Genomic DNA, 14,046 nt, shown 5'->3' with positions numbered 1-14,046 from the left:
CCGTCGTTCGTCGCAATGCCAACGGTTTCCGCGCGCGGATGACCGAACGGGCTTCCGGGGAGACCGCTCGGCGGGACCGTGGCGCCGTCCGGCGGTCTGCCCGAAAGCGCACCCGACACTGCACCGCCTCACCCGTCAGACCCGGCCGAAGACCGCGCTTCCCGGGGCCGCGGGGTCGTCGCCCGCCCAGAACTCGTACCAGTGGCCCGCGAACTCGTCGTGGGACAGGCGGCCGTCGCCGTCGGTGTCCAGGAGGGCGAACACCTCGGCCGTCGGGGTGCCGGCGCCGCTCCAGGCTTCGATCATCCGGCGGTACTCCGCCGCCGAGATCGTGCCGTCGCCGTTTTCGTCCACCGCTTCGAACATCGCCGCCGCGGTGCCGGTGACGGCGCCCGGCGTCTTCGGGAGCTCGTCGACGACGCCGAGGACCTCGTCGAGGGTGACCTTGCCGTCACGGTCGCGGTCGGACGCGTCGCGCAGCGTCGCCCACCAGCCCATCATGATCATGGTGAGCTTCTGCCCCTCGGGGGTGCTGCCGTCCGTGCCGCGGAGGTCGAGCCATCTCGCTGTCAGGGCCTGGAAGTCGGACTCGGTGAGGTAGCCGTCGTCGTCGGCGTCCATGGCGCCGAAGATGCCGGAGATCTTGCGCCGCTGGAATTCGCTGGCCATGTGCTGATCCTTCCGGCCGGGCCCGGCTGGGCTGTTCGGGCCACCCAGCTTGGTCCGGATGACCGGCACCCGACGACGTCCGCCCAGGTACTCCCGCGCCACGACCCGGTGATCCGGGCCGTGGCGCAGAGTGACACCCGCTCGAGGGGTCCGGGCGGCCGAGCCCCTCATGTCCCAGAAGTCAGTGCGCGGCTTCGTTCCAGGACCGGCCGTAGCCGACCGAGACCTCCAGGGGCACGGCCAGCTCGTAGGCCGACCCCATGCCGTGGCGCACGAGCTTCTCCAGCTCCTCGCGCTCGCCTTCGGCGACCTCGAGCACCAGTTCGTCGTGCACCTGCAGCAGGATCCGGCTCTTCAGCTTCGCCTCGACCAGCGCGCGGTGGACGTTGAGCATCGCGACCTTGATGATGTCGGCCGCGCTGCCCTGGATCGGGGCGTTCAGCGCCATCCGCTCGGCCATCTCGCGGCGCTGGCGGTTGTCGCTGTTGAGGTCCGGCAGGTAGCGGCGGCGGCCGAAGACCGTCTCGGTGTACCCGTTCTTCGCCGCGACGCCGACGACCGAGTGGAGGTAGTCGCGCACCCCGCCGAAGCGGTCGAAGTACGCCTCCATCTGGGACTTGGCGTCCTCGGTCGAGATCCGCAGCTGCTGCGAGAGCCCGTACGCCGAGAGCCCGTACGCGAGGCCGTACGACATCGCCTTGACGCGGTAGCGCAGCTCCGGCGTGATCTCCTCCGGCGGCATCGAGAACGCTCGCGACGCGACGAACGTGTGCAGGTCCTCGCCGGAGTTGAACGCCTCGATGAGGCCCTCGTCCTGGGAGAGGTGCGCCATGATCCGCATTTCGATCTGGCTGTAGTCCGCGGTCATCAGCTCGGTGAAGCCCTCGCCGACCACGAACGCGTCGCGGATGCGGCGGCCTTCTTCGGTGCGGACCGGGATGTTCTGCAGGTTCGGCTCGGTCGAGGACAGCCGGCCGGTGGCCGCGATGGTCTGCAGCAGCGTCGTGTGGATGCGCCCGTCGTCGGCGACGGACTTGATCAGGCCCTCGACGGTCGTGCGCAGCTTCGTCGCGTCCCGGTGCTCCAGCATGTGCTGCAGGAACGGGTGCTCGGTCTTCTCGAACAGGCCCTGCAGCGCCTCGGCGTCGGTCGTGTAGCCGGTCTTGGTGCGCTTGGTCTTCGGCATGCCGAGCTCGTCGAACAGCACGACCTGCAGCTGCTTCGGCGAGCCGAGGTTGATCTGCTTGCCGATGACCGCGTACGCCTCCTCCGCCGCCTGCGTGACGCGGGAGAGGTAGTGCGCCTCGAGCGTGGTCAGCTGCTCCAGGTCGACGGCGACACCGGCGATCTCCAGCTCGGTGATGACCTCGAGCAGCGGCAGCTCCAGCTCGGCGAGCAGCCGCGCGCCGCCGATCTGCTCGAGCTCCTTGTCGAGCGCGCCGGCCAGCTCGAAGATCGCGCGGGCCTTGACCAGCTCCTCTTGGATCTCCTTCTGCTCCAAGCCTTCCGCGCCGCCGTCGAGCAGGGACAGCTGGCCGTCGCCGCCGTCGGTCTCCGAGCGCAGCTCGCGGTGCAGGTAGCGCAGCGCGAGGTCGTCGAGCTCGAACGTGCGCTGCCCGGGCCGCACCAGGTACGCGGCCAGCGCGGTGTCCATGGCCAGGCCGTTCAGCACCCAGCCGCGCGAGCGGATCGCGTGCAGCGGGACCTTGAGGTCGTGGCCGGTCTTGCGGATCTTCGGGTCGGCGAACCACGCGGCGAGCGCCGCGTCGTCGGCCTGGTCCATCGCCGTCACGTCGACGTACGCGCCTTCGCCGTCGGCCGAGGCGAAGGCGACCGCGCGCAGGTCGGAGCGGACCGACGTGCCGACGGCGCGGAAGGCCAGCGCCACCGGCTCGCCCTCGCCCGCGTGCGCCGCGAGCCACGCCGGAAGCTCGCCGGGGGCCAGCGCGCCACCCGAGACCTCGAAGCCTTCGTCGGCCTCCGGCTCGGCGCTCTGCAGCGTCGCGAACAGCCTGTCGCGCAGGACGCGGAACTCCAGCTCGTCGAACAGCGCGTGGACCGCCTCGCGGTCCCACGGGCGCAGCTCCAGCGCGGCCGGGCCGATCTCCAGCTCGACGTCGCGGATCAGCTCGGTGAGCTGCCGGTTCAGCTGGACCGAGCTGAGGTGCGCCCGGAGGGCCTCCCCGGCTTTGCCTTTTACTTCGTCCACCCGGTCGATCAGGTCGTCGAGCGAGCCGAACTGCTTGATCCACTTGGCCGCGGTCTTCTCGCCGACACCGGGGATGTTCGGCAGGTTGTCCGAGGGGTCGCCGCGCAGCGCCGCGAAGTCCGGGTACTGCCGCGGGGTGAGCCCGTACTTCTCCTCGACGGCCTCCGGCGTGAACCGGGTCATCTCCGAGACGCCGCGCTTCGGGTACAGCACGGTGACGTGGTCGGTGACCAGCTGCAGCGCGTCGCGGTCGCCGGTGCAGATGAGGACGTCGAAGTCCAGGGCCGTGGCCTGCGTGGTGAGCGTGGCGATGATGTCGTCGGCTTCGAAGTTCTCCTTCGTCAGCGACGGGATGCCGAGCACGTCGAGCACCTCCCGCACCAGGTCGACCTGGCCGCGGAACTCGTCCGGGGTCGTGCTGCGGTTCGCCTTGTAGTCGGCGAAGGTCTCCGACCGGAAGGTCTTGCGCGAGAGGTCGAACGCCACCGCGAGGTGGGTCGGCGCTTCGTCGCGCAGGAGGTTGATGAGCATCGAGGTGAACCCGAAGACCGCGTTCGTGACCTGCCCGGTCTTGGTCTTGAAGTTCTCCGCGGGCAGCGCGAAAAAGGCGCGGTAGGCCATCGAATGGCCGTCGATCAGCAGCAGCTTCGGCCGCTCGGCGACACCGGTCGTTCCTGTGGCGTTGGCAACGGTCGTCTTCTCACTCGGGCTCACGGAGCCGAGTCTAGGCTGAGGGTCCGACACTCTTACGTGTCGCATAGGAACAGGAGCTTTGCGTGACCGAACGTGCCGCCCCCCTCGACGTGGACCGGCTGTCGGGCATCGACCCGGCCGCCGCGGACCAGCAGCTGAACGACAAGGTCGGCATGAAGCTCCTGGAAGCGACCGCCGAACGCGTGGTCGGCACGATCCCGGTCGAGGGCAACCTCCAGCCGTACGGCCTGCTGCACGGCGGCGCCAACGCGGTGCTCGCCGAAGCGCTGGGCTCGACGGTCGCCGCGCTGAACGCGGGCCCGGACCGCGCGGCGATGGGGCTGGAGCTGTCCTGCACGCACCACCGGGCCGTCCGCTCGGGCACCGTCACCGGCGTCGCGACGCCGCTGCACGTCGGCCGCGGCACCATCACCGCGGAGATCGTGCTGACCGACGACGAAGGCCGGCGCACCTGCACCGCCCGGCTCACCTGCGTCGTCCGGGACCGCCCGCCGGGCGCCTGAGCCGTGGACCTCGACCTCGCCCAGGTGCGGGCGTTCGTCGTCACCGCGGAGCAGCGTCACTTCGGGCGCGCGGCCCAGGCGCTGTTCCTCACCCAGCAGGCGTTGTCGAAGCGGATCCGGAAGCTCGAGGACACCCTCGCCACGCCGTTGTTCCTGCGCACCAACCGTTCGGTCGAGCTCACCCCCGACGGCGAACGCTTCCTCCCGCACGCGCGCGAGCTGGTGCGGGTGGCCGACGCGGCGGTCGCCGCCATGGGCGCCGAGGACCGGCCGCTGCGCCTCGACGTCGTCGACTTCCGGCTCTCGCCGATGTTCCTGCTGCGCCGGCTCGCCGAGCGGGAGCCGGCACTGCGGATCGACCGGGTCGCCGGCGCCGGGTTCGCGAACGCCGTCGAACCGCTGCTGGCCGGCCGGCTCGACGCCGCCATCGGCCGCGTCACCGGCTTCGGCGCGCCACTGCCCGACGAGCTGGAGCACCGCCCGCTCCGGCTCGAACCCCTGGTCGCGCTGCTCGCCCCGGAACACCCCCTGGCCCAGCAGGACGTGCTCCGGTTCGACGAGCTGCGCGCCGAGGGGATCTGGCTGCCCGGGTCCGGCGGGGCCGCCGAATGGCTGTCCTACCTGCGGGCGATGTGCGACCGGTTCGACGTGCCGATCGACGACTCCGGCGTCAGCTACGACCTGCGGCACACGCTCGAGCAGACTCGCTACGGCAAGCGGCGCGTCACCCTCGCCGGGGCCGACATGGAGCTCGCGCCCGACCTCGCCCTGAAGGTGCTGCCGTTCGAGCCGTCGCCGCTGTTCCCGTGGTCGCTGGTCTGGCGGCGCGGGAAGGCGCACCCGGCGCTGCGGCGGCTCCTGGCCCTGGCCGGGCGCACCAGCCGCGAAGAGGACTGGTGCGCCTACGACCCGGAGCACGCCTGGCTGCCGGCGGACGACCTCAAGCTCGCAACCGCCGCGCGAACCACTCGCTGAACGCCGTGTCGACCCCGGCCGCTCCCGGAGTGCCCGGCGGGAACTCGTGCGCCATGCCGTCCACCGTCACCAGCTCGGTCCCCAGCTTCGCGCGCAGGGCCTCGGCGGGCTCGCGCACGGCGATGTCGTCGTCCGCCCCGGCGACCAGCAGCAGCGGCGCGGTCAGCTCGGCGGCCCGGTCCACGTAGTCGTAGCGCGCCGCGACCGCGCGGGACCGCTCGGTCCAGGAGTAGGTCACGCCGAACCGCCGCTCGTTGGCGGCGATCACCGGCGCGAGCTGGACGACCGGGCTGGCGACCGCGGCGGCGGTGATCTCGGCGTCCCCGCGCGCCAAGACCTCCAGCGCCACGAGGGCCCCGGCCGAACCGCCGAACACCCCGAGCGGCCCCGTCGCGCCCGGCAGCCGGTCGCGCAGTTCGGCCAGCGCCGCCGGGAACTCGCCCGCCGCCTGCTCGGTCACCGGCTGGAACACGTTGAGCACGGCGTCCTCGCTCGCCCGCCGGAACACCTCGTCGTAACCGCCTTCGGGCAGCCGCGCCCCGGAGAGCGGGAGCCCGAAGTAGACCCGCCACGCCTGGAGGCCCGCCATCGGGACGGCCTCCGCCATCGCCCGCTCACCGGCCGGTGCGTCCATCAGGTGCCAGCCCGCCACCAGCGCCGCCGGCGCGCCGGGGTCGACCGGCGGCACCGCCACGAACGGCACGCCCGCCGCGGCACCCTCGATCATCTCGCCCATTTCCGTCTCCCTGTCTCTCGGCTGCCTCCAGCCAACCGCCGGCGGGCGGGGCTGGTCCAACAGCCGTTCCGGCACCCACGACAACCGATGGTTGTGGCCGCGGTGCCCGCGGGGGCGGCCGTTCGGGCAGAGGCGGGCGGTCCCGGTGAGCGGGGGTGGTCCGTTCGGCCGCCCGAACCGGACGTAAGGTGCATCCCTACGGCGGTGCCCGGCCGGCGGAGCCCCCGCGAGGGTGAACAGCGGATCGCCGGGAAAGCGGCCACGCACCACCCGCCGAAATGGGCGATGACATACCGCGGAAACACGCCTGTCATCCATTCGCACATCAGGCGCCGATACTTAGCAGCGCTGTGTGACCAGCGGCGGGCTGTAACGCCACGCCATTCGCCTTTTCGTGCAATTCGTGTCGGTTGCGATCGTCACGATGTGGACACAGAGTAGTGAGGCCGCCTGTGCACACGACGGGCGAGAGGGATATCTTCCTGCCCTAACCTAGCCCCTGTGTCGGGGGCAACGCCTACCGGCGGCTGGTTGGTCATGGGAGGTAGTCGGTGTCAGGAGTGCGTTTTGGACGGGTTCTCGCCCTCGCGGCGGCGACGTCGCTTGCGCTGGCGGGCTGCGCCGGCGGCAGCAGCTCGTCGGGCAGCGGTGACGGCAGCACGCTGAAGATCGGGTTCATGGGCGACCTGACCGGGGAGAACTCCGGGATCGTGATTCCGCCCAACAACGGCGCCAAGCTCGCGATCGACGAGTACAACGCCACGAATCCTTCGGTGAAGCTCGAGCTGAAGAACTACGACAGCCAGGGCAAGCCGGAGCAGGCCACCTCGCTGGTGCAGACCGCGATCGGGACGGACAAGATCACCGCCCTGATCGGCCCGGCCTTCTCGGGTGAGTCGAAGGCCGTCGGCGGTGTCCTCGAGCAGGGCAAGATCCCGAGCGTGTCGCCGTCGGCGACCAACCCGGGCCTGGCCGCGAACGGCTGGAAGTACTGGCACCGCGTCGTCGCGAACGACAACGACCAGGGCCCCGGCATCGCGAACTTCCTCATCACGGCGAAGTCGCCGAAGAACGCCTACGTCATCTCGGACGACCAGGAGTACAGCGTCGGCCTGGCCGACGCGTTCGAGAAGACCTTCAAGGACAAGGGCATCACGACCGAGCGCGACAAGTTCGCCAAGGACGCGTCGGACTACTCCTCGACCGTCCAGAAGGTCAAGGCCGCCAACCCGGACGTCATCGCCTACGGCGGTTACTACGCCCAGGCCGGCCGGCTGCTCAAGCAGCTCCGCGACGGTGGCGTGAAGGCCACCTTCGCCACCGGTGACGGTTCGCTCGACCCGCAGCTGGTCTCCGGTGCGGGTGCCGCGGCCGCCGAAGGTGCCGTCGTCGGCTGCCCGTGCAACATCCCGGACGCGGGCGCGACCAACGACTTCGCCACCAAGTACAAGGCCAAGTTCAACGTCGCCCCGGCGATCTACGCGACCGAGGGCTACGACGCCGCGACCGCCATCATCAACGCGGTCAAGGCGGGCAACACCACCGGCGAGAAGATCAACGAGTTCCTCAAGACCGAGGACTTCAAGGGCGCGTCGAAGCAGATCAAGTTCAAGGACAACGGCGAGCCGCAGACGAACGCGATCTACGTCTACCAGGTCGTCGGCGGGGTCATCAAGAACCTCGGCGCCTCGACCGAAGCCAAGATCGCCGGCTGACGGAGCTAGAAACACCTAACGGGAGCGGGGGCGCTGTGCTCGGACACAGCACCCCCGCTCCCCGCCAATGTGGCGACCATCCTCGCCCCGTCAGGTAAGGCAACTACGTCATGTTCCAAGATCTGCAGAGCCAGTTTCTGGGCAGCACCATCGGCGGCCTGGTAGCCGGCTCCATCTACGCCCTCATCGCCCTCGGCTACACGATGGTCTACGGCGTGCTGAGGCTCATCAACTTCGCGCACTCCGAAATCTTCATGATCGGGACGATGACGTCCCTGTTCATCCTCATCGGCATCGCCGGTGGCACCGCCCCGATCACCGTCGGCGTGCTCGGGATGATCGGCATCCTGCTGCTCATCGCGGTGGCCTCCGCGATCACGTCGGGCGGCTCGGCCATCGTGCTGGAGCAGCTGGCCTACCGGCCGCTGCGCAAGAAGGGCGCGACCCGGCTCGCCGCCCTGATCTCGGCGATCGGCGCCTCGCTGTTCCTGCAGGAGCTGTTCGGCCTCGCGATCATCCCCGCCCTGTCGGACAAGGCGGGCAAGGTCCAGCAGAACGCCCCCCGGTTCGTGCCGCACGAGGAGCTGTTCCGGATCGGCAACGGCGTCGTGCGCACCGACCACGTCTTCGTCATCGCGGCCGCGGTGATCGTGATGGTCGTGCTCGACCAGCTGGTCAGCCGCACGCGCATCGGCCGCGGTATCCGGGCGACCGCCCAGGACCCCGAAGCCGCCGTGCTCATGGGCGTCAGCATCGACCGCATCGTCCGGATCACGTTCCTGCTCGGCGGGGCGATGGCCGGCGTCGCCGCGGCGCTCTACGTCATGGAATACGAAAACACCGACTACCGGGTCGGCTTCCTGCTCGGCATCAAGGCGTTCACCGCGGCCGTGCTCGGCGGCATCGGCAACCTGCGCGGCGCCCTCCTCGGCGGCATCGTCCTGGGCCTGGTCGAGAACTGGAGCTCGATCTTCCTCGGCTCCGAGTGGAAGGACGTCACCGCGTTCGTGGTCCTCGTCCTCGTGCTCATGCTCCGGCCCACCGGCATCCTCGGTGAATCCCTGCAGCGGGCACGCGCATGAAAGGCGACGGAGTGTCTGACAACAACGAAACCCCGGCGCGCAAGGGTTTTCATCCCATCGACGGGATGCGCGACTGGTGGGCCGACGCGCCGCACTGGCAGCGCTACGGCGTCTACCTCGCCCTCATCGTCCTGGTCCTGATCCTGCCCGCACCCTGGATCGGCTCGTTCATGTCCCCGTATTCGGACTGGACGACGGTGCTGATCTTCCCGGTCGGCACGTACATCCTGCTGGCCGTGGGCCTCAACATCGTGGTCGGCCACGCCGGCCTGCTGGACCTCGGCTTCGTCGCGTTCTTCGCGATCGGCGCCTACACCTGGGCGTCGATCGGCACTTCGTACGGCTGGTCGTACTGGCCGACGGTGGTGCTCGGCATCTTCCTGGCGTCGGTCTCCGGGGTCATCCTCGGCGCGCCGACGCTGCGGCTACGGGGTGACTACCTCGCGATCGTGACGCTGGGCTTCGGCGAGATCGTCCGGATCACCGCGAACAACACCGACGCCATCGGTGGTGCCCGCGGCATCACGAACGTCCCGCACCCGGAGCCGATCTTCGGCATGGAGTTCTTCCTCGACCCGGCGCCGTACTACTACATGATGGTCGTCGCGATCGTGCTCGTCATCGTCTTCTCGGTGCGGCTCACCAAGAGCCGGGTCGGGCGCGCGTGGGCGGCGATCCGCGAGGACGAGGACGCGGCCGAGCTGATGGGCGTGCCGACGTTCAAGTTCAAGCTGCTCGCCTTCGCCATCGGCGCCATGATCGGCGGGTTCGCCGGCACGATCTACGCGAGCAAGGCCGTGTTCATCGAGCCGAACAACTTCCCGTTCATCCTGTCCGCGACCATCCTGGCCGCGGTCGTGCTGGGCGGCTCGGGCAACCTCCCCGGCGTCATCCTCGGCGCGTTCGTGATCGCCTGGCTGCCGGAGCGGTTCCGCCAGTTCAACGACTACCGCGTCCTCATCTTCGGCGCCGTGCTGGTGCTCATGATGGCGCTGCGGCCGGAAGGCCTGCTGCCGTCGCGGCAGCGCAAGGCCGAACTACGGGAAGGAACCGGTGGCATGGGCGCCATGGGCGCGGAAGTGTCCGGTCCCGACTCCGAGGCTTCGGCGGAGGTGACGAAGTGAGCGCGCTGCTCGAATTCGACAACGTGACCATGCGCTTCGGCGGCGTCACGGCGTTGCGCGAGGTCAACCTCAGCATCAACGAAGGCGAGATCTTCGCCCTGATCGGCCCGAACGGCGCGGGCAAGACCACGGTGTTCAACGTGGTCACCGGCGTCTACCAGCCGACCGAAGGCGAAGTCCGTTTCGACGGCGACCGCATCGACGGCATGAAGCGGTTCAAGGTCACCAAGCGCGGCATCGCCCGGACGTTCCAGAACATCCGGCTGTTCCACAACATGACGGCGCTGGAGAACGTCATGGTGGGGGTCGACGCGCACCACAAGACGGGCGCGATCGGCGCGACGCTCGGCCTGCCGTGGCACCGCAAGGAAGAGAAGCACGGTCGCGAGCGAGCCCGCGAGCTGCTCGACTTCGTCGGCATCGGCCGGGTCGAGGACAACGTGGCGAAGAACCTCTCCTACGGCGACCAGCGCCGGCTGGAGATCGCGCGGGCCCTGGCCACGGACCCGAAGCTGCTGCTGCTCGACGAACCGGCCGCGGGCATGAACCCGGCGGAGAAGAACGGCCTGCAGGCACTGATCCGCAAGATCCGGGACGACGGCCGCACGGTGCTGCTCATCGAGCACGACATGGGCCTGGTCATGCACATCAGCGACCGGCTCGCGGTGCTCGACTTCGGGCAGAAGATCGCAGAAGGGCTGCCGCACGAGGTGCAGAACAACCAGAAGGTGATCGAGGCGTACTTGGGGGTGTCCGAAGATGCTTCTTGAGGTCGAGGACATCAACGTCCACTACGGCAAGATCGCGGCCCTCAAGGGCATGAGCATCCAGGTCGACGAGGGCGAGATCGTCTCCCTCATCGGGGCCAACGGCGCCGGCAAGACCACGACGCTCAAGACGATCTCGGGGCTGCGGCCGCTCACCAGCGGCCGGATCCTGTTCAACGGCCAGGACATCTCGAAGACCCCGGGGCACAAGCGCGTGCTGCTCGGGATCGGCCAGTCGCCGGAAGGCCGGGGCGTGTTCCCCGGCATGACGGTGCAGGAGAACCTCCTGATGGGTGCCTACACCCGCAAGGACGACCTCCAAGCCGACCTCGAAGAGGTCTACGAGCTGTTCCCGCGGCTCAACGAGCGGAAGACGCAGTTCGGCGGCACGATGTCGGGCGGCGAGCAGCAGATGATCGCCATCGGCCGCGCGCTGATGACGAAGCCGAAGGTGCTGCTGCTCGACGAGCCGTCGATGGGCCTGGCGCCGATGCTGATCGCGCAGATCTTCGACATCATCCGCGAGATCAACAAGCGCGGGACGACGGTGCTGCTGGTGGAGCAGAACGCCCAGCAGGCGCTGAAGCTGTCGGACCGGGCGTACGTGCTCGAAACGGGCCGCGTGGTCAAGAGCGCGCCCGGGGCCGAGCTGCTGAACGACCCCAAGGTCCGGGCCGCCTACCTCGGTGGCGACCTCGGCGTCTGAGATCGTTCTCCAAGGGGGTCCGGCTTCGCGCCGGGCCCCCTTTCTCATAGCTTGATGTCGGTGCCTTCGACGTTCTTCATGTCGCTGATGGTGGGCCCGCCGAAGGCCCTGACCGCGACCGGCTTCCGGTCCTTGGGGATGTCCCAGTAGAGGTCGAACTCGACGCGCACGCTGTGCCCGAGGTCGAACTGCGCGGGCTGGCGCTTGATCAGCATGGCCTGCTCGTCCGGCGGGTGGGTGGCGCCCTGGTCGTCGACGAGCAGCTGGCGCTTCGGGTCGAACAGGACGCTCGAGGTGCCGGTGTTGGTGATCACGAGCCGCAGGCGCACGAACTGGCCCTTGGCGGGCATTTCGGTGTGGCTGCCGGTGATGCTGGGCAGGCCCGCGGCGAGGCCGAGCAGGGTGAACTCGGTGTCGCCGTTCTTCGCGGGCGGCACCTTGAGGGCGGTCTCGTCGGGGCGGACCGGACGCGGCGGCAGTTCGTAGGTGGTCGGCGCGGGTGTGCTCGGGGCTGCTTCGCACCCCGTCAGCAGCATGAGGGCGACGACGGCCGGCAGCAGTTTCACCTGGGTGATTCTGCCGCCGGCCGCCGTTCCCGGCTAGGTGCCGATGCTTTCGACGACGGCCTCGGCGACAGCCTTCATGGTCGTCCGACGGTCCATGGCGGTGCGCTGGATCCAGCGGAAGGCATCCGGCTCGGTGAGGCCCTGACGGCTCATGAGCAGGCCCTTGGCGCGGTCGATGACCTTCCGCGTCTCGAGCCGGTCGGTGAGCCCGGCGACCTCGGCCTCGAGGGCCTGCAGCTCGGAGAACCGGCTGACGGCGAGCTCGATGGCGGGCACGAGGTCCCGCTTGGCGAAGGGTTTGACGAGGTAGGCCATGGTGCCGGCGTCACGAGCGCGTTCGACGAGGTCACGCTGGCTGAAGGCGGTGAGGATGACGACGGGCGCGATCCGGTCACCGGTGATCTTGGCCGCGGCTTCGATCCCGTCCAGCTTGGGCATCTTGACGTCGAGGATCACGAGGTCCGGCTTGAGGTCGGTGGCGAGGGAGATGGCCTGCTCGCCATCCCCGGCCTCCCCGACGACCTCATAGCCCTCTTCGCGCAGCATTTCGACGAGGTCCAGCCGGATGAGCGCCTCGTCTTCCGCGACGAGCACCCGACGCTGCGGCACGGTGGCGGCACCGTTGGCCTCGGTAGCCTGATCGGTCACCGGGGTCCTCCTGAAGACTCGGCGGGACGTGGGTCTTCGCGGCTTCCCGCGAACCTGAAGCCTACCGGGAACGATCCAGAAGAAGAGATGGCGTTCACCACGAAGTGGCGGGCGCGACACTCGCCGCCCCGGTCACTCGCCGGGTGCGGTGATCCCGTAGAGTCACTGCGTCACGCCCCCGTAGCCCAACTGGCAGAGGCAACGGATTCAAAACCCGTCCAGTGTGAGTTCGAATCTCACCGGGGGCACCACCTCTGACCTGCCGAAACCAGCCCTGCGACCAGGCAAAACAGGTGCGGGGCCGGTTCTACGTTGTCCGGCTGTGTCCGGCCAGATCCGGTTATGAACGGGCGTTCACCCCCAATACGCCCCCGAGTTTTGCGCCGCTCCGGGGCCGCGTCCGGCGCTACCGGTCGACGTCCCCCAGCTGATCGAGCACCCGATCGACGTCCTTCGAAAATCGCTACTGTGCGTGGTTCCTCGAGGCCTAGAGTGCTGACGACAGATCTACAGGCGATGAGAGGGCTGCGCCATGGGCTACGACCGTCCCGTGTTGAAGGCCCTCAAGGCCGCCGATGAGCTGGCTAGCGTGCTCGAAGCCGACTTCGATATCCACCGCGGCGGGTTCACCTGGTGGCACGATTACGGCTTGGACGGCGTCGAGGCCACGGGGATCATGGACTACCTGTACGGCCTAGTCGCTGCGGTACAGGAGAATCTGCGTTCCGCAGCGGCCCACTTGGCCGATCTTCAAGAGAACCGCTACGGGGATGATCGCGCGTTGATCATGTCCTTGAAGGAGACAGGGCGCCTTCCTAACCACCTGCAGCGCACCGACTTCGAAGCGAGGCGCGATGCGCGGATTCACGCGCACGAGGCAGGCGTCCTCCGCGCCACTGGGTCGATCCTCGACACCTTGGCTGGGGTTGTCGTTGGATTCGGCGGCCTCGATACGAGCATCCTGATGGCAGATCTAGGCTGTCTCCAGCCGATGACCGAAGGTCCCGAGTACCCCGGCCCAAAGGTCCGCCGGCGGCTGAACTTGACGGAAATGGCGCTCGATCCTGACGACCCGCAAGGAGTCCTCCTTCGCGCTACGAGATCCTCCCTTCTGCATGCAGGGCCCGACGGCTGGTTGGATTGGACGCGGTACAGCCGCAACGATCGCGTCCATCGAGCTTCACGCATCAAGACGAGCGTCTTCGGCCGCGATGACAAGGTTGGCCGACCGCTGCCGCGGCAGCCCGACCATGCCGAAACGCTCGGTTTCCGTCTCGCGAACGACGTAAACAAGATGCTTCTCACCGAGGATTCCCAGGTGACGCTCGCTGGCGTCCTCGAATCGACGAACGTGGCGGTGGTCGGAATCTTCCTTGCCTGCTCCACTCTCTGGCACCAACGTCGTGACCAACCAGACCTGATCACGCAGCCGAGTGGCCAATGGTCATCGGCGAGGCCGCCTCGCGTTGCCACTTTCAACGGCTACGCTCCGGGCACGATTGTCCCCCAAACCAACCTGGCTGCCTTGGTCAGCCCCAGGACTGCGCGCCGACTCCAAGCCGCGAAAGTCATGGACCGCGACCACCCACCGACCACCTAAGCCAGCCAACAGCGCAAGGTCCCATTGCTGGA

Annotated in this window: 13 protein-coding genes and 1 tRNA gene; 9 read left to right on the top strand and 5 right to left on the bottom strand. The window is 68.9% G+C overall.

Features of this window, described 5'->3' with window-relative positions:
• Positions 1-135: 135 nt before the first annotated feature.
• Both AB0M83_RS02700 and polA read right to left on the bottom strand, forming a co-directional pair.
• Positions 136-669, bottom strand: coding sequence for an EF-hand domain-containing protein (locus AB0M83_RS02700; RefSeq protein WP_364511397.1), 534 nt, complete (start codon positions 667-669; stop codon positions 136-138).
• Positions 670-850: 181 nt separating this feature from the next.
• Positions 851-3,592: a DNA polymerase I gene (gene polA, locus AB0M83_RS02695; protein ID WP_364511394.1), complete on the bottom strand. Its 2,742-nt coding sequence runs from the start codon at positions 3,590-3,592 to the stop codon at positions 851-853.
• Positions 3,593-3,654: 62 nt separating this feature from the next.
• Here polA and AB0M83_RS02690 point away from each other — a divergent pair, with 62 nt between their 5' ends.
• Together AB0M83_RS02690 and AB0M83_RS02685 are read left to right on the top strand one after the other, a co-directional pair.
• Positions 3,655-4,095: a hotdog fold thioesterase gene (locus AB0M83_RS02690; protein WP_364511392.1), complete on the top strand. Its 441-nt coding sequence runs from the start codon at positions 3,655-3,657 to the stop codon at positions 4,093-4,095.
• Positions 4,096-4,098: 3 nt separating this feature from the next.
• Positions 4,099-5,070 carry a LysR family transcriptional regulator gene (locus tag AB0M83_RS02685; RefSeq protein WP_364511389.1) on the top strand — a complete coding sequence of 324 codons (972 nt, stop codon included), beginning with the start codon at positions 4,099-4,101 and terminating at the stop codon, positions 5,068-5,070.
• Here the strand turns inward: AB0M83_RS02685 and AB0M83_RS02680 are convergent.
• Positions 5,036-5,806, bottom strand: a complete 771-nt coding sequence (locus AB0M83_RS02680; protein ID WP_364511386.1) for a prolyl oligopeptidase family serine peptidase — start codon at positions 5,804-5,806, stop codon at positions 5,036-5,038. The two genes, AB0M83_RS02685 and AB0M83_RS02680, sit on opposite strands and share 35 nt — an antisense overlap.
• Before the next feature lie 560 nt (positions 5,807-6,366).
• Here AB0M83_RS02680 and AB0M83_RS02675 point away from each other — a divergent pair.
• From AB0M83_RS02675 to AB0M83_RS02655, 5 genes are all read left to right on the top strand, one after another.
• Complete coding sequence (locus AB0M83_RS02675) at positions 6,367-7,521, top strand: branched-chain amino acid ABC transporter substrate-binding protein (RefSeq protein WP_364511383.1); 1,155 nt, start codon at positions 6,367-6,369, stop codon at positions 7,519-7,521.
• Positions 7,522-7,631: 110 nt separating this feature from the next.
• Positions 7,632-8,603, top strand: coding sequence for a branched-chain amino acid ABC transporter permease (locus AB0M83_RS02670; protein ID WP_364511380.1), 972 nt, complete (start codon positions 7,632-7,634; stop codon positions 8,601-8,603).
• Positions 8,600-9,727 (top strand): branched-chain amino acid ABC transporter permease, encoded by a 1,128-nt coding sequence (locus tag AB0M83_RS02665; RefSeq protein ID WP_364511378.1) that lies wholly within the window; start codon positions 8,600-8,602, stop codon positions 9,725-9,727. Before AB0M83_RS02670 ends, AB0M83_RS02665 begins: the two co-directional genes overlap by 4 nt.
• The gene (locus AB0M83_RS02660; protein WP_364511375.1) at positions 9,724-10,497 is read left to right on the top strand and encodes an ABC transporter ATP-binding protein; all 774 of its coding nucleotides are present in this window, start codon (positions 9,724-9,726) and stop codon (positions 10,495-10,497) included. The genes AB0M83_RS02665 and AB0M83_RS02660 overlap by 4 nt, the downstream gene beginning before the upstream one ends.
• A complete protein-coding gene (locus AB0M83_RS02655; RefSeq protein WP_364511372.1) occupies positions 10,487-11,200 on the top strand; it encodes an ABC transporter ATP-binding protein in 714 nt (237 codons plus the stop codon). Before AB0M83_RS02660 ends, AB0M83_RS02655 begins: the two co-directional genes overlap by 11 nt.
• A 44-nt stretch (positions 11,201-11,244) precedes the next feature.
• On the opposite strand, the gene AB0M83_RS02650 is transcribed toward AB0M83_RS02655, so the two are convergent.
• Complete coding sequence (locus tag AB0M83_RS02650; RefSeq protein ID WP_364511369.1) at positions 11,245-11,766, bottom strand: DUF4352 domain-containing protein; 522 nt, start codon at positions 11,764-11,766, stop codon at positions 11,245-11,247.
• A 33-nt stretch (positions 11,767-11,799) separates the two neighbouring features.
• Positions 11,800-12,414, bottom strand: coding sequence for a response regulator (locus AB0M83_RS02645; protein ID WP_155546120.1), 615 nt, complete (start codon positions 12,412-12,414; stop codon positions 11,800-11,802).
• 174 nt (positions 12,415-12,588) lie between these two features.
• On the opposite strand from AB0M83_RS02645, the gene AB0M83_RS02640 reads away from it, so the two are divergent.
• Both AB0M83_RS02640 and AB0M83_RS02635 read left to right on the top strand, forming a co-directional pair.
• Positions 12,589-12,665 (top strand) — tRNA-Leu (locus AB0M83_RS02640).
• 281 nt (positions 12,666-12,946) lie between these two features.
• Positions 12,947-14,014: a hypothetical protein gene (locus AB0M83_RS02635; RefSeq protein WP_364511367.1), complete on the top strand. Its 1,068-nt coding sequence runs from the start codon at positions 12,947-12,949 to the stop codon at positions 14,012-14,014.
• Positions 14,015-14,046: the final 32 nt, after the last annotated feature.

This window comes from Amycolatopsis sp. NPDC051106, assembly GCF_040682775.1.
In the GTDB taxonomy this organism is placed as follows: Bacteria; Actinomycetota; Actinomycetes; order Mycobacteriales; family Pseudonocardiaceae; genus Amycolatopsis.
Note: the sequence above shows the minus strand (reverse complement) of the source record. Positions and strands in the feature narration are given on the sequence as shown.